We start from the raw sequence: 15,269 nt of genomic DNA, 5'->3' as shown, positions 1-15,269 counted from the left end.
GGCGGCGGCGGCGGGGGTGGTGGGGGCGGTGGTGGTGGTGGTGGCAGCACCCGGGTCTGGATCGGGGGCTTAGGCACTGGAACGCTCGTAGAGGCTCCCATACCAAGTGTCAGACCGATAACTGCTAAAATATGCAGCAGAATAACTACCAGCAGGGCAACAACACCGACAACAGCACTGGTCCCGACGACAAAGCGCACCGGACTGCGTTGCTGTTGTGCGTGGTCCTTCATATTTCTACATCCTCCTTGTTCCACGCCAGCCAAAAAACACTGGACTGTTTTCCGTATCTAAAAACGGGTTTTCGCCCTAAAGCGACAGCCCAGTATTTCGTGCCTCAGCACTAGAAAGACGTACAGGGCTGCATACCTGCCATCTTTCTGCCTCTGATTGGGCAATTTGAGAGATGATATGTCAAGAATGTTCTTTCTGTAAAATTTCATAAATCACGACATGCTTCGTATAAAGCAATCTGCTTAAAAAATAGGCACGCAAGCCCCTGTGGCAGAAAATCGCCATATTCTCTTTCAAAAGTGCGGCATTTTCTGCTGCTCATGCACTTTTTTATAACATTGTCGGAATGAAAAAAAATGCACCTTGTCTGACCCGTTGGACAAGGATTGCTTTACCTTTTGGCAACAAACGCAAAACGGGCCGCAAAGTGCGACCCGTTTTTAACAAAACTTTCTTTTTTAACCCGAAACTTTATTGCGCGCTGGCGCTCGCCTCAGAGCGGGTAGCCCCTACACGGGCAGCCAGAGCAGCGGCCATAAAAGGGTCTAGATCGCCATCAAGCACGGCATCTGGGTTACCGGTTTCAACGCTTGTGCGCAGGTCTTTGACCATCTGGTAAGGAGCCAAAACATAAGAGCGAATCTGATGCCCCCAGCCAATATCGGTTTTGGCGGCTTCTGTTGCGGCAGCGGCAGCTTCACGCTTTTGCAGCTCTGCCTCATACAACCGGGCACGCAGCATTTGCATAGCCGTTGCACGGTTACGATGCTGTGAGCGGTCAGTTTGGCAAGCCACCACAATACCACTGGGTATATGGGTAATACGAATAGCCGAGTCCGTTTTGTTAACGTGCTGACCACCCGCACCAGACGCACGGAAGGTGTCTACCTTCAAGTCCGAATCGTTGACTTCGATCTCGATTGAATCATCAATCACGGGGTAAACCCACACAGAGGCAAAAGAGGTCTGGCGGCGTGCTGCGGCATCAAACGGAGAAATACGCACCAAACGGTGCACGCCTGCTTCTGTTTTCAGCCAGCCATAGGCGTTAGGCCCACTGACCAAAATAGTAGCAGATTTAAGACCTGCCTGTTCCCCTTCTGAGCTTTCCATCAGCGTGACCTTGTAGCCATGCGCTTCTGCCCAGCGGGTGTACATGCGCAGCATCATTTGCGCCCAATCTTGCGCTTCTGTGCCGCCTGCACCGGCGTTTACTTCTAGGTAGCAGTCGTTGCTGTCTGCCTCGCCAGAAAGCAGGCTTTCTGTTTCGCGGCGTTTGGCTTCTTCTGCCAGCGCTTTGAGTGTTGCCACTCCTTCGCGCACCATTTCGGCGTCATCTTCAGCTTCGGCAAGCTCTACCAGCTCGCACGTGTCCTGCACGCTGGTTTCCAGCGCTAGAACGCCCTCAATCTGGCCAGCCAGCAATGTGCGCTCACGCATCATTTTCTGGGCAGCTTCAGGGTCGTTCCACAGGTCAGGGTCTTCTGCCCGGTTGTTTAATTCTGCCAGTCTGGCTTCAGCGACATCCCAGTTAAAGATGCCTCCTCAGCAGTGCCACTGACTGCTTAATCTGGTCGTTAAGGGCTTCTGTCTCGGCAGACATCGGGCCGATTCTCCATTACTTCTAGGCGTATTTATTTACGTTTGTGTGGCCTCAATAAAGGCCACCCATGCCAATGTCACCCCCAGAAGGTTGTTGCACGGGTTTCTGCCCCCCTCCCGGTTGGCCTGTGGGGGGAGCAGCCGCACCGTTAGAGGGGCCACCACCCTGCGCCCCACCAGAGGCCATATCACTTTCAGAATCGGCCATGTTTTCCGCTCCGGTATCGGCAGCGGTAAGTTCTTGTGCAGCACCATTATCTGCAAGGCTTACGCTCACACCCGGAATTTGGTCTGGTTTAAACCCATCAATACCGACCCCTCGGCCCGTGTCGTAACGCACAAGCGTAATGCCCTCAGGCACCGGGAAGTCGAGCTTGGGATACCCCTCAAAGGCGGTTTTCATCACCTTGTTCCAGATAGGGCCAGCAATAGCGCCACCGGTTTCGTTTTTGCCCAAAGATTGCGGCGTATCAAACCCGATCCAGACAACCGTTACGAGGTCTGGGGAATAGCCAGCAAACCATGCATCGTTAAAATTCTGGCTGGTGCCGGTTTTACCCGCAACCGGGTTATCAATGCCTTTACCCGCAGAAAAACCAGTGCCGTGGCGTATCACGTCTTGCAGCATAGCGGTGATCTGAAACGCACTTTGCTCGGACGCAACACGGGGGCGGTTATCGAGTAGGAAAGGCATGTCATCCATACCCAAAGCCGCAGCGGCGGTTGCGTTGGGCACTGTTGCCGCACCGTCAACCTGTTGCGGCTCATCAGCTTGCCCACCGGGGAACACCGCATTGGGTTCAGACAACTTGGTTTTATCTGCCCCCGTATTGGCTCCTACCCCAGCTTGAGACGCAGCAGAGACAAGCGAGAAACTGGGCGCACGCCAGATGACTTTACCTTGCCGGTCTTGCACGTCATCAATCAAAGAAGGTGTCACTTTAAGCCCACCAGCCGCCAAGGTGGCGTAAGCTGCGGCTTCTTTTAACACTGTCGTTTCTACTGCCCCCAATGCCGCAGGCAAAACATGGGGCATAGAGTCAACAAGGCCAATTTGGGTGGCAAGGTCTGCAACACTTTTAATACCGATATGCGCAGCCAACCGAATGGTCACAAGATTGCGGGACTCTCGCAATGCATCATGCAAAGAGGTTGGGCCCCAAAAGTCTTTTTCGTAGTTGTTGGGGTGCCATGTGCCGTAAGAGACGGGGGAGTCATCAAACTCCTGAGACGGAGAAATCCCTTGCTCCATTGCCTCCAAATACACAAACGGCTTGAACGATGACCCCGGCTGACGCAACGCCTGCGTTGCACGGTCAAACTGCGATGTTTGGAAAGACCAGCCCCCAACCATAGCCAGCACGCGGCCCGTATGCGCGTTAAGGGTTACCACAGCGCCTTCAACACGCGGTATTTGCATCAGGCTTACGCGCTCACCCTGCGCTTGGGGCTGTACCATAACGAGGTCACCCACTTTCAAGGGGTGCGCCCGGCGGGCCCAGCTTATGTCGCGCTCTACAATCTGGCCCGTTTGGGGTACGCCCCCTTGCTGGGCCGCACCACGGCGCACAATGGCGCCTTCAAGCCAACCTACGCGGCCCTTGGCGGGGTCTAGCACAACGGCCAGACGCCATTGGTCTAGCATACCAAGAGGCGCTACCTCATGCTGGAGCACGTCTACCCAAACATCTTCTGGGGCATTAGCAGGCAGTGCTGAAAGCTGTTTAACGGGGCCACGCCACCCGCTATGTGCGCGGTCATACGCCATAAGGCCTTGGCGCAGCGTATTTTGCACAGAAAGCTGAAGGGCCGGGTCTAGGCTGGTATGTACCTCTAACCCGCCTTGCATGGTGGTATCTTGCCCGTATTTTTCTAGCAGCTGGCGGCGTACTTCTTCTGCAAACCATTCAGACCCCGGAGCCGGGCCGGGGCGCACAAAGGCGTGCGGTATAAGGGGTTCAGCCTGTGCGGTCTGTGCGGCCTCGCGGCTTAGGGTGCCCGTTTCAACCATACGTTCCAGCACCCAGTTACGGCGGCCGCGCGCGGCATCTGGGTAGCGGGTTGGGTTATAATTGGTTGGAGACTTAGGCAGCGCGCCTAAAAAAGCGGCTTCAGCATCATCAAGCTGGTCTAGGGGTTTATTGAAGTACGTTTGGGCGGCGGCGGCAATGCCGTATGCACCGCTGCCCAGATAAATTTCGTTCAGGTAAATTTCGAGAATTTTTTCTTTGGGCAGCACCTGCTCAATACGCATAGCCAAAAAGGCTTCCTGCGCTTTACGCTTGAGAGACACAGCATTAGAGCCCAGCAACATAATGCGGGCAACCTGCTGGGTAATGGTAGAGGCCCCAATAGGCCTACGCCCTTTGCCACGCGTAAGGTCTGTTAAACCCGCACGCAAAATGGCCATGGGGTCTACGCCCTTATGTGTCCAGAATTTCTGGTCTTCTGCGGCTAAAACGGCGTTTTTAATCCGGTCGGGTATCGCGCTGTAGGGCACAAACACACGCCGCTCATCAGCCAGTTCGGCAATAACGCGGTCATCTCCGGCGTAAATCCGGCTCATAACAGGGGGTTGGTAAGAGCGCAGGCCATCAACCGTGGGTAGGCTTGCCACAATACCTTCGTATTGTTGCCACGCCACCAGACCGGCCCCTGTGCTGCCCACTAACGCAACAGCCGCTACACCACCCAAAAGCCCCCGCCAGCGGCGAAAACGCGGCATACGCACGCGTTTATCCTGCCCGGAAGAAGAACCAGTATCACCAGAAGACGGAGTTTGTGTCATGCCGGCTCTTTATCACTCCCACGTGCTGCCGTCTCCCTCTCTCATGCGCTATCTTGGCGACATGATGGCAAAAAGACCTTAACCCAGCATTTCGCCCAGAAAACGGGCCGTATAATCAACTACCGGAATAATCCGGCCATAATTAATGCGCTTTGGCCCAATAACCCCTATAGCCCCAACAATACGGTTGGTTTCGTTACGGGCTGGCGCCACCACCATAGACATGCCAGACGAGCCAAACAGGCCACTTTCTGCACCAATAAAAATACGCACGCCTTCAGAGTTTTCAGCCAGTTCAAGCAAACGCAGCATAGTCTCTTGCGTTTCAAGGCGGTCAAAAAGGGTTTGAATAGCTTGCAGGCGCTCCTGCCCATCTACATCGGTCAGTAACTTACCCTGACCACGTACAATCAGAGTGCCGCCGCGTTCATCACCCCCGCCCCAAATGGCAAGCCCACTCTCAACAACATCTGCCGTTAACTGGTCTAGCATGTGCTGGTTTTCGGTTATTTCGGCCCCTACGCGTTTGCGTAAATCAGGCAGGGTTGCCCCAGCTAAGCGCGCATTAAGGTAGTTTGCCGCTTCTACTAAAGCAGAGGCGGGCATGCCAAGGGGGGTATCCATTACCCGGTTTTCAACCCGGCCATCTGTGCCCACCAGCACAACAAGGGCACGGTTACCACCAAGCGCCACAAACTCTATATGTTTAATACTGCTCTCACTCTTGGGGGCAACAACCAGCCCTGCTGCATCAGACATGCCAGACAACAGGGCCGATGCCTCGGTCAAGGTGTCCTGCAAAGACCGGCCACGGGCTTCTAACGTGCGGCCAATACCCGCCTGCTCTTCTTCCGACAGGCTCCCAAACTGGAGCAGGCCATCAACAAACAGCCGCAAGCCTGCCTCGGTCGGTAGCCGCCCTGCTGAGGTATGGGGGGAAAATAAAAGCCCGGCCTCCGTCAAAGACGCCATAACGTTACGAATAGTTGCCGGAGAAAGCGGCAGCCCCAGCCTGCGCGCCAGCGTGCGAGAGCCCACCGGCTCACCACTGGCCACATATTCTTCTACCACCTCACGCAAAATGGCGGCAGAGCGGGCATCTAACTCTGGCGGCAAAGAAGACCTTACAGGCAGCAAACCACGCGTCATTGGCTATCGGCTTTCTTTCTTGGTGGTTTCACTCTTACGCAAACCGCTTTATGTGCAAACAACAAGACTTACCTCAAGGAGTTTCAGAGTATGCGCCCTTCAGGCCGCCAACCCAACCAGATGCGCCCCATTTCCATTGAAACAGGCTTTGCCCACCACGCTGAAGGCTCTGCCCTTATTCGTGTTGGTGGCACAGAAGTGCTGTGCACCGCCAGCGTAGAAAACCGCGTACCCCCTTTCTTGCGTGGGCAAGGCACCGGCTGGGTTACGGCAGAATACGGCATGCTGCCCCGTGCCACCCACACCCGCGGCAACCGCGAAGCCGCCAAAGGCAAACAGTCTGGCCGCACGCAAGAAATTCAGCGCCTTATTGGCCGCTCCTTACGCTCTGTGGTTGACCTTGCCGCATTGGGTGAAATGAGCATTACGCTAGATTGTGACGTTTTAAACGCAGATGGTGGCACACGGTGCGCTTCTATTACCGGGGCATGGGTTGCCCTGCGTTTGGCCTTGGGCAAACTGGTCGCCAATAACGTGTTACGCCAACTGCCACTACGTGGGCAGGTTGCAGCGGTCTCTTGCGGCCTGACAAAAGCTGGCCCCGTACTTGACCTAGACTACCAAGAAGACAGCTCTGCCGCAGCAGACACCAACTTTGTGCTTACCGCAGACCGCCGCATTGTCGAAATTCAGGGCACGGCAGAAGAGGCACCCTTTACCGAAGATTCCTTTAACGCACTATTTGCGCTCGCCCGCCATGGGGTTGATGAATTGTTTACAGCACAGCTTGCTGCTGTTGAGCGTGCAGAACACCACTCATGAGCACATTGCCCTTAGCCGCTGGCACCAAACTGGTGCTGGCCAGCCACAACAAGGGTAAGCTGGCAGAGTTTTCTACTCTGCTGGCAGACTTTGGGGTAACCGTGCTCTCTGCCGGTGACCTAAACCTGCCCGAACCCGATGAGACAGAAACAACCTTTGCCGGTAACGCAGCCCTTAAAGCGCTTGCCGCCGCCAAAGCTACCAACCTGCCTGCATTGGCTGATGATTCTGGCCTCTGCGTGTCTGCCCTTGGGGGCGCACCGGGCATTTACTCTGCCCGCTGGGCTGGCCCCGACAAAGACTTTGACGCAGCAATGGCCCGCATTAACGAAGGCATTGGCACAGATGAGCGCGATGCGTGGTTTGTATGCGTGCTGTGCCTTGCGTTTCCTGATGGTACAACCCACAGTTTTGAAGGCCGCGTAACAGGCCACATTACGTGGCCCCCCCGTGGTGCAAAAGGCCACGGCTACGACCCCATTTTTACACCCAATGGCGAAACACACACCTTTGCAGAAATGGCCGAGGCTAAAAAAAACGCCATAAGCCACCGAGCACAGGCTTTTGCCGCTTTTCGTAAAGCCTGCCTTGCATAAACGCGACAGGGTTAACCTTACAAATATGCCCAAACGCCCTTAGACATATTAGCAATTACTCTAGGGGCATCTGGCGTTAATAAGAATTTTTGGTGACCCAATACCCGTACTTATAAAATTTCTATCTCCGTCATTGTTTCTGAACTGCTGCAGGAGTTTTCAATATGGCTACACCTAACCAAGCCTACCGCACACTCGATGCAGCAGGTGTACGGGCCTACGTGGCCAACCTGGCCCACTTAGCTGAGCGTTTAGGGGGCACTCCCGCCACGTGGCAGGTGAGAGAAGTAAGTGACGGCAACTTAAACATGGTCTTTTTAGCCGAAGGCCCAGCAGGTGGTGTGTGCCTTAAACAAGCGCTCCCCCATGTGCGTGTCGACCCATCATGGAAAATGCCGCTCGACCGGACTTTTTTTGAAGCAGCCTACCTGCGCGAAGTTTTCCCGCATGTGCCAAACCTTACAACAGAATGCCTGCATTTTGACCCAGAGCAGTTTATTCTTGTTGTTGAAAGCCTTTCTGGTCATAAAGTTTTACGTACAGCGCTTATGCAAGGGCCAGTAAACCCAGACATTGCCACCCGCATTGGCCAATTTGTAGCCCGCAGCACGTTTGCCACCTCTTTACTGGCCGAACCATTTGAAAAAGTGATGAACCGGCGCATATGTTTTGCGCGCAACCAAACGCTAACACGCATTACAGTAGACCTAATTTTAACAGACCCCTACATACCCCACCCACGCAACCACTGGGCAGAACCCGAACTTACACCCGTGGTTAACGCTCTTCGTGCTAACGCACCATTACGCACCCGCGTAGATGCCTTGCGCCTGCATTTTCTTTCCAACCCACAAGCCCTTCTACACGGAGACCTGCACACAGGCTCCATCATGACCACAGAAGACGACACCCGCGTAATAGACGGCGAATTTGCCACATACGGGCCTATTGGGTTTGATGCTGGACTGTTTATTGCCAATGTGATCCTGAGCCTATTTTCTAGCCCGTCAGGTCAAAATAGTTCTTTACATATTAACATGATTAACAATTTTTGGCAGGAATTTGAAAAAACTTTCCTTACCTTGTGGGAGGCTCAAAACCCACCCCAAGACCCTGCCACACACTATTACAGCACAGCATTAGGCCCTATCAGCCAAACCCATAAACAGGCTTTTCTCAACAGCATATTGCAAGACACCATTGGTTTTTGTGGCACAGAAATAGTCCGCCGTATTATTGGCTATGCCCACGTGGCAGACTTCTCAGCCCTCCCCACCCCCACACACCGCGCTGCCCGCAAAAAAGCAGCCCTACAATTTGCTACGGCATGCCTTAGCCCACAAACGCCTATATTTTCGATACAAGATTTTTTAGATTTATTGCTTAAAAACTGAGAAGTTTTCTAATTAACCATTAACTCCACCCTCTGCATTATAAGCCGCAACAGGCTCTATGGGAAAACTGATTAAGTGGTACGGTGGGTGGCGTTTATCTTGGCCGTTATTAAAGCTGGCTAAGCGGTTCCATTGCCCTAATGTGCAATACACATGGGTTGGGGTGCAAAAAATACCATCGGGTGAGAGTATGCGGGGGTCATGCACCATCAGCTCAAAGGTGCCATCTGTATTGCGCCGTAAAATGCAGTCATGTTCAAAATTAGTAGTGTAAATACGGCCCTGTTTGTCTGTTGCTAAACCGTCTGCTGTACCTTTTTCGCCTTCGTACTGCACTGCGGCAGCAAGTTCAGCATCCGATACGTTAAAGTTGGCCAGCAAGGCTGTAGGCAGGCTGTACAGTTTACGGCTGGTAAGTGCGGCATAATATAACCGGTCGCTATTAGGGCTTAGGGTAACACCATCAACCCCACCCACAACAAAGTGCGGTTTTTGCTGGGCGTGGTACACTAACGGCACGCCCTCTACCACAACCATAAAGCCTTCTTCTGCTTGAATGGATGGGTGCGTTGCCAATACCCGGCGCTGCTGGCCTGTTGCAACATCAACCACCACTAAGGCAGGGCTATGCCCAAACGAACTGTCAGACACATACACCGTACCTTTGCTACCATGGGTTAGGTCAACACGCAGGTCGTTCATATGGCTGTCTGGCAAAAGGGCCGGGCTTTTCAGCACAATGCTGTACACAATTTTGCCTGTCGCTACATCGAGGCACAGAATCTTTGCAGCCCCCGGTGCGAAAGGTTGCCCGGCTAATTTACCATCATCTATGGCCCATAGGCGGCCCTGCGTATCCAACGTCATGCCATGAATAGACATAAACCTGTCTGCGGGGGCAGCGTTAGAGGGCATGCTCAGAGCGGCACTAGGCCACGGTACAACGCGCCCGTTTACTAACTCCCCCAATGTAGCCCCTTTATGGTTTATGGCATGGCGCGGGAAACCAACAAAAATACGCCCGTTTTCACTCACCACCACGCCAGAGGGGCCGGGGCCATAAAACTCTGCCACGACCTCAAAAGACCCAGCGGGGGCGTAGCCTTGATCTCCGTTTACGCCTGTTGTTTGGGGGAGGGCTTTTATGGCAGGCGCTGCGGCGTAAGCCTTTGCACCTGCCAGTGTTGAGGCAACCAACGGTGTTACCGCCACACCTAGTAAAGCTGCACGGCGGTTTAGAAACGTACGGCCAACCCCACATGGTTTTGCGCTGTGCTTATTACCCTGCATGCTGCGGGCTTTATGCTGCCCTACCTTACCATAAGTCATGTACTGTAACGCCTTTTGCCTACCCCAAAATTAAAAGCACTGCCGTGCAGCTTTATGCTTTCATTCCTAAGCGCATGGCACAACCCTAGGGTTGCGGGTGCAGGGTCACATTTAGGCGGTACTGGCGCGGCATTTTGCACAAAAAAAGCGGCACCGTTTCCGGTACCGCCTTTTTTTGACGTATCACACACCGTGCCAAGGCAGGAGCAAAGCTACCTACCCCAGCACATAAGGTCTGTGTTTTAGGCGTCTGTGTTACGACGACGGATCGCCGCACCCAGAATATCACCGAGAGACGCACCGCTGTCGGATGAGCCGTATTCGTTGATAGCCTGTTTGTCTTCTTCTACTTCGCGGCCCTTAATGGTCAGAGCCAGCTTGCGTGCTGCGCGGTCAACAGAGACCACTTTCGCGTCAACGCGTTCGCCAACGGCAAAGCGTTCTGGGCGCTGTTCAGCTTTATCACGAGCCAGTTCTGCACGACGGATGAAGCCGGTCAGAACGTCGTCAACCTTCACTTCAATCCCGTTGGACTGAATTGCGGTTACGGTGCAGGTTACGATTGCACCTTTCTGAACGCTGGTCAGCACGTCAGCTGCCGGATCTTCCTGAAGCTGTTTGATGCCCAGAGAGATACGTTCTTTTTCAACGTCTACGTCCAGAACCTTGGCTTTAACAACCTGGCCCTTTTCGTAGTTTTTCATGGCTTCTTCGCCAGCTTCGTCCCAAGACAGGTCGGACATGTGTACCATGCCGTCGATGTCTGCAGACAGACCCACGAACAGACCGAATTCGGTGATGTTGCGGATTTCGCCTTCTACAGTTGAGCCAACTTTGTGCTCTTCTGCAAACTGCTCCCATGGGTTGCGCTGAACTTGTTTCAGACCCAGAGAGATACGGCGTTTTGCGCTGTCAACGTCCAGCACCATGACGTCAACTTCCTGAGAAGTGGCGACAATTTTGCCGGGGTGTACGTTCTTCTTCGTCCAAGACATTTCAGAAACGTGCACCAGACCTTCAACACCCGGTTCCAGCTCAACAAATGCACCGTAATCGGTGATGTTGGTAACGCGGCCAGAATAGCGTGCGCCTGGTGGGTATTTAAGAGCAACATTTTCCCATGGATCAGCTTCAAGCTGCTTCATGCCAAGAGAGATACGCTGCGTGTCGGAGTTGAAGCGGATCACCTGCACGCGAACTGGCTGGCCAATTTGCAGTGCTTCAGATGGGTGGTTGATGCGCTTCCAAGCAATGTCGGTTACGTGCAGCAGGCCGTCAACACCGCCGAGGTCAACGAACGCACCGTAATCGGTGATGTTCTTGACAACGCCGTCCAGAATCATGCCTTCGGTCAGGCCCTGAATCAGTTCGCTGCGCTGTTCTGCACGGGTTTCTTCCAGAACGGCACGACGAGAAACAACAATGTTGCCACGTGCACGATCCATTTTCAGGATCTGGAAGGGCTGGGGCACACCCATAAGCGGGCCAACGTCACGCACTGGGCGGATGTCAACCTGGCTACCGGGCAGGAACGCCATAGCGCCACCCAGGTCAACCGTGAAACCACCCTTAACGCGGCCGTAAATGGTGCCGTTCACGCGCTGGTTTGCTTCGAAAGCTTTTTCCAGGTTGGTCCAGGCTTCTTCACGGCGTGCTTTTTCACGAGACAGAACAATGCTGCCGTCACGGTCTTCGTAACGTTCAACATAAAGCTCAATCACATCGCCCGGCTTAATGTCGGGGGTAACGCCGGGAGGAGCAAATTCACGCAGGGAAACGCGGCCTTCGCTCTTCAAACCGACATCAACGATTGCGAATTCGTCGGTCAGGCGAACAATACGCCCACGTACAACGGAACCTTCAAAGCCGGTATCGCGGCCCAGGGTTTCGTCAAGAAGGGTAGCAAAATCTTCGCCGCGGAAGTGATCCGCGGTCGGGGTTGCGGCTGAAGCCATGTGTAACTGTAAATCCTGCACCGGCGGGCAAGGGTGCTGCCGGTCATTCCTGCGCGCTACCTTAAATGCAGCACGACTTGCCCCGGAAAAAGGCATGAGAGCATATGCGGCTCATGTTCCGTCAGGCCAGATGTGAAAAAGAACAGAAGCCCACCCTAAGAGCAGGCACCTTCCTTGGCAGAGACACCCTCTGGCAGCGCGTTGTCAACACAAAGCCTACGAAAATTACGCCAAACCCATCGAAAAGCCGTGATCAAGGCTACGCTGTGCCAAACAACGCACACAGCGCAACCACACACTCCCCAGCTTACCTGCCGAGTCGCTCGCGCACATAGGCCAAAGCCTGTGCCAAAACTTCATCGGCTGTGGCGTTATCGGTTTCTATCACCAAAGCATCAGCCGCCACTTGCATGGGAGCAGAGGCACGGCTGGAATCCGCCTCGTCTCGGGCTTTGAGAGCGGCTTCCATCTCGGCCAGTTGGGCTTGCGCGTCTGGTGCACTTAGCACTCCGCCCAGTTGTAGGTAGCGCCTACGTGCCCGTGTGGCGGCAGAGGCTGTAATAAACAGCTTGGCATCAGCCTGTGGGAAAATGGCCGTACCAATATCACGCCCATCCAGCACGGCCCCTTGCTCTGCGGCAAAGCGGCGTTGGGTTTCTACCAAAGCCGCACGCACAGCGGGTTGGGCCGCTACTTTGCTGGCGGCTTGGGCAACCTCGGTTGTGCGCAGGTCTGTGCGGGCCATATCTTGGCGGGTAAGCTGCTCTGCAAGATGTTGGGCAGGCGCTGCGGGGTCTTGGCCTTTATCCAACGCCAAACGCCCCACCGCACGGTACAACAGGCCAGTATCTAGGTAGGGCAGGCCAAGTTCTGCTGCCATACGCTTGGCCAAGGTGCCCTTACCAGCCGCTGCTGGCCCATCAACCGCTATAACCGGGCCGCCGCTCATGCTGCGGCAAACCCTGCGCCAAGGTTGTTAAACAGCGCAAAATAGCCGGGGAAACTGGTATCGATAAACACGGTGTCATCAATATCCACCGGGTTTTCTGCAACCAGCCCCAAAACAGATGCGCTCATGGCCAAGCGATGGTCCATGTGGGTTTCAACCACACCACCGCCGGGAATAGCCCCCTGCGTGCCGTAAATAATCAGGTCGTTTCCATCGACCTTGGTGCGCACGCCGTTCTTTTCCAGCAAGGCAACGGTAGAAGCCAAGCGGTCGCTTTCCTTCACGCGCAGTTCTTCAACGCCCCTAAAGCGCGAAATACCTGTGGCGTACGCTGCTGCTACGGCCAGAATAGGGTATTCATCAATCATGGAAGCGGCCCGATCGGCAGGGACATCAACCGCTTGCAACGAAGAGGCCTGCACGCGCAGGTCACCTACCGGCTCGCCGCCTTCTGTGCGCTCGTTGGTTACATCCAGCCGCGCGCCCATTTCCCGCAGGGTGGTAAACAGGCCGGTACGCAGCGGGTTAAGCCCTACATTGGTCATAATCACATCAGACCCCGGCACCAGCAGCGCAGCAACGAGCACAAAGGCCGCCGAAGATGGGTCACCCGGTACAGTCACATCGCGGGCAATAAGGCGGGGTTTGCCCTCTAGCCGTACAATCCGGCCCCCTTCGGGTGTTTCTTCTACCGTTACGTGCGCACCAAAGTGGCGCAGCATATTTTCGGTATGGTCACGGGTGGGTACGGGTTCTTCTACCTGCGTTTGGCCTTGGGCGTTTAAACCAGCCAGCAAAACGGCAGATTTAACCTGCGCAGAGGCCACAGGCAGGCGGTATGTCAGCGGGGCAGGGGTTGCACTGCCTTTAATGGCCAACGGTAGGCGGCCACCTTCACGCGCTAAAAATGTAGCGCCCGTTGCGGCCAAGGGGTCCATAACGCGCTTCATGGGCCTGCGGCGCAGGCTGGCGTCTCCGGTCATGACAGACATAATGCCGTGGCTGGCCAGCAAACCAGACAATAAGCGGGCTGCGGTGCCAGAATTACCCATATCCAACACATCGGCTGGCTCATGCAGGGCACCTAGGCCGCACCCATGCACGTGCCACCGGCCATCGTTCTCCCGCGTGATACGCGCACCCAAAGCCCGCATGGCCTGTGCGGTACGGAGCACATCTTCACCTTCCAAAAGGCCCACAATGCGGGTTTCCCCTTCGGCCAAAGCCGAAAACATGAGAGCACGGTGGCTGATGGATTTATCGCCCGGCACCGCCACGGTGCCTGTTAGCGCTGTACCCAGACGGCACACACGCAAAGAGCGAACAACAGGGTGAGAGGGGGAGGATACTGGCTGTGTCATGCTCATGTTCATTCCGGCTTGTCCTGCCCTAAGTCAATCCGCCTAAGTGTGGAAACTGCGCAATATGTGGGTAAAATGTTGCTTTTCGTGCACGCAGGGTTTGACAGCGCCCTTGTGCAATGGCATTTGCCCACGGCTTATAGCGTTGTAGCTGTTCTTGGCATTGAGGGTTTTCAGTGCCGGGAATCGTTGCTTTTCCGGGGCGGCCTGCCGCCCTCTCTGCTCAGGATCGACAGGTAGCAAGATGTCCCAGCCCGATCTCGGCACCAAACGCGTCTGCGTGTCCTGCGGTGCCCGCTTTTATGACCTTAACCACGCTCCGGCTGTCTGCCCTAAGTGCAGCACTGAACAGCCCGATCTGGTGCCCCGTCTGCGCCGCAGCACGGACAGCCTCTCCTCCATTCCTTCTACCGCCGCACCGGTGAAGAAGGACGATGAGGATCTGGATCTGGATACAGATGCCGATACAGATGATGATGTGATTGAAGACACATCAGATCTGGATGACGATGACGACGATATCAGCTCTGACATTGATGTCAGCACGGATTCGGACGAGCACGACTCCTGATATTCTGTGCCTACACTACCAGAGGTTCCCTCCGGTAGTGCAGCTTGAAAAGCCCGCTTTATGCGGGCTTTTTTTATGCGTGTTGTAGCGGGTAAAGCAGGTTGTTTACGGTGCGCTTACAACCCGCGCTGTGCGGCGCTCAATCTCAACGCCCACAGATTCGATTTCCTCAAACACGTCCAGCTTTTCAATTTTAACGCGCACAACATGCACGCGCGTATCAGCCAACACACCGGCAGCAATACGCTCGGCCAAGGTTTCAACAAGCCTGACATGGCCTTCTTGCACAATCTGGCGCACCAAGAGCACCACATGCTCGTAAGACACTGTGCGGCTTAGGTCATCAACGCCTACATTCAGCGTATCATCGTCCTGCACACCAAAGGTGACAGAAATACGCACACGCTGCGTTACCCCCTGCTCATGCGGGAAAACGCCAATATGCGCATCAACCACCATGTTGTTAAGAAACAGGCACCGCAACGGTGGCTGATCAGCCCAAGGTGCAAAAACAGTCAT

The 15,269-nt window shown here is 54.7% G+C and carries 12 protein-coding genes and 1 pseudogene; 4 read left to right on the top strand and 9 right to left on the bottom strand.

The features are described 5' to 3' along the window. The 4 genes and pseudogenes from Abor_RS05725 to hrcA all read right to left on the bottom strand — a co-directional run. Positions 1-233, bottom strand: a pseudogene (locus Abor_RS05725) (energy transducer TonB); the annotation flags it as partial. A gap of 472 nt (positions 234-705) precedes the next feature. Further along, a protein-coding gene (gene prfB, locus Abor_RS05720) for a peptide chain release factor 2 (protein ID WP_126621276.1) occupies positions 706-1,837 on the bottom strand; the annotation gives its coding sequence in 2 pieces (ribosomal slippage) (positions 706-1,767 and positions 1,769-1,837; 1,131 coding nt in all). Positions 1,838-1,888: 51 nt separating this feature from the next. After that, positions 1,889-4,624, bottom strand: coding sequence for a penicillin-binding protein 1A (locus Abor_RS05715; RefSeq protein ID WP_048840866.1), 2,736 nt, complete (start codon positions 4,622-4,624; stop codon positions 1,889-1,891). A 78-nt stretch (positions 4,625-4,702) separates the two neighbouring features. Next, entirely contained in the window at positions 4,703-5,773 is a 1,071-nt protein-coding gene (gene hrcA / locus Abor_RS05710; RefSeq protein WP_048840865.1) for a heat-inducible transcriptional repressor HrcA, read from the bottom strand. 90 nt (positions 5,774-5,863) lie between these two features. Here hrcA and rph point away from each other — a divergent pair, with 90 nt between their 5' ends. The 3 genes from rph to mtnK all read left to right on the top strand — a co-directional run bounded on the left by rph (position 5,864) and on the right by mtnK (position 8,585). Continuing rightward, complete coding sequence (gene rph / locus Abor_RS05705; protein ID WP_048840864.1) at positions 5,864-6,595, top strand: ribonuclease PH; 732 nt, start codon at positions 5,864-5,866, stop codon at positions 6,593-6,595. Continuing rightward, the gene (rdgB, locus tag Abor_RS05700; RefSeq protein ID WP_048840863.1) at positions 6,592-7,191 is read left to right on the top strand and encodes an RdgB/HAM1 family non-canonical purine NTP pyrophosphatase; all 600 of its coding nucleotides are present in this window, start codon (positions 6,592-6,594) and stop codon (positions 7,189-7,191) included. The genes rph and rdgB overlap by 4 nt, the downstream gene beginning before the upstream one ends. Positions 7,192-7,355: 164 nt before the next feature. Continuing rightward, positions 7,356-8,585, top strand: a complete 1,230-nt coding sequence (mtnK, locus tag Abor_RS05695) for an S-methyl-5-thioribose kinase (protein WP_048840862.1) — start codon at positions 7,356-7,358, stop codon at positions 8,583-8,585. A gap of 12 nt (positions 8,586-8,597) precedes the next feature. Here mtnK and Abor_RS05690 read toward each other — a convergent pair whose 3' ends face one another. The 4 genes from Abor_RS05690 to aroA form a co-directional block, all read right to left on the bottom strand. Beyond that, complete coding sequence (locus Abor_RS05690; protein ID WP_232014982.1) at positions 8,598-9,914, bottom strand: SMP-30/gluconolactonase/LRE family protein; 1,317 nt, start codon at positions 9,912-9,914, stop codon at positions 8,598-8,600. Positions 9,915-10,156: 242 nt separating this feature from the next. Then, on the bottom strand, positions 10,157-11,869 hold the full coding sequence (gene rpsA, locus Abor_RS05685) for a 30S ribosomal protein S1 (protein ID WP_048840860.1): 1,713 nt from the start codon (positions 11,867-11,869) through the stop codon (positions 10,157-10,159). A 307-nt stretch (positions 11,870-12,176) separates the two neighbouring features. After that, a complete protein-coding gene (gene cmk, locus Abor_RS05680) occupies positions 12,177-12,818 on the bottom strand; it encodes a (d)CMP kinase (RefSeq protein ID WP_048840859.1) in 642 nt (213 codons plus the stop codon). Further along, a complete protein-coding gene (gene aroA / locus Abor_RS05675) occupies positions 12,815-14,185 on the bottom strand; it encodes a 3-phosphoshikimate 1-carboxyvinyltransferase (protein WP_084594395.1) in 1,371 nt (456 codons plus the stop codon). The genes cmk and aroA overlap by 4 nt, the downstream gene beginning before the upstream one ends. A gap of 238 nt (positions 14,186-14,423) precedes the next feature. Between aroA and Abor_RS05670 the strand changes: the two genes are divergently transcribed. Continuing rightward, on the top strand, positions 14,424-14,750 hold the full coding sequence (locus Abor_RS05670; RefSeq protein ID WP_048840858.1) for an FYDLN acid domain-containing protein: 327 nt from the start codon (positions 14,424-14,426) through the stop codon (positions 14,748-14,750). Positions 14,751-14,855: 105 nt separating this feature from the next. Here the strand turns inward: Abor_RS05670 and folB are convergent, their stop codons facing one another. Next, positions 14,856-15,269: a dihydroneopterin aldolase gene (gene folB / locus Abor_RS05665; RefSeq protein ID WP_048840857.1), complete on the bottom strand. Its 414-nt coding sequence runs from the start codon at positions 15,267-15,269 to the stop codon at positions 14,856-14,858.

This window comes from Acetobacter orientalis (assembly GCF_000963965.1).
GTDB lineage: Bacteria > Pseudomonadota > Alphaproteobacteria > Acetobacterales > Acetobacteraceae > Acetobacter > Acetobacter orientalis.
This window is presented reverse-complemented; position numbering and strand designations above follow the sequence as displayed.

Excerpts from the sequence above, each read along its gene's own strand:
- Abor_RS05715 (WP_048840866.1), bottom strand. The coding sequence starts at position 4,624 with ATGACACAAACTCCGTCTTCTGGTGATACTGGTTCTTCTTCCGGGCAG.
- hrcA (WP_048840865.1), bottom strand. The coding sequence starts at position 5,773 with ATGACGCGTGGTTTGCTGCCTGTAAGGTCTTCTTTGCCGCCAGAGTTA.
- rph (WP_048840864.1), top strand. The coding sequence starts at position 5,864 with ATGCGCCCTTCAGGCCGCCAACCCAACCAGATGCGCCCCATTTCCATT.
- rdgB (WP_048840863.1), top strand. The coding sequence starts at position 6,592 with ATGAGCACATTGCCCTTAGCCGCTGGCACCAAACTGGTGCTGGCCAGC.
- mtnK (WP_048840862.1), top strand. The coding sequence starts at position 7,356 with ATGGCTACACCTAACCAAGCCTACCGCACACTCGATGCAGCAGGTGTA.
- Abor_RS05690 (WP_232014982.1), bottom strand. The coding sequence starts at position 9,914 with ATGACTTATGGTAAGGTAGGGCAGCATAAAGCCCGCAGCATGCAGGGT.
- rpsA (WP_048840860.1), bottom strand. The coding sequence starts at position 11,869 with ATGGCTTCAGCCGCAACCCCGACCGCGGATCACTTCCGCGGCGAAGAT.
- cmk (WP_048840859.1), bottom strand. The coding sequence starts at position 12,818 with ATGAGCGGCGGCCCGGTTATAGCGGTTGATGGGCCAGCAGCGGCTGGT.
- aroA (WP_084594395.1), bottom strand. The coding sequence starts at position 14,185 with ATGAGCATGACACAGCCAGTATCCTCCCCCTCTCACCCTGTTGTTCGC.
- Abor_RS05670 (WP_048840858.1), top strand. The coding sequence starts at position 14,424 with ATGTCCCAGCCCGATCTCGGCACCAAACGCGTCTGCGTGTCCTGCGGT.
- folB (WP_048840857.1), bottom strand. The coding sequence starts at position 15,269 with ATGACTGTTTTTGCACCTTGGGCTGATCAGCCACCGTTGCGGTGCCTG.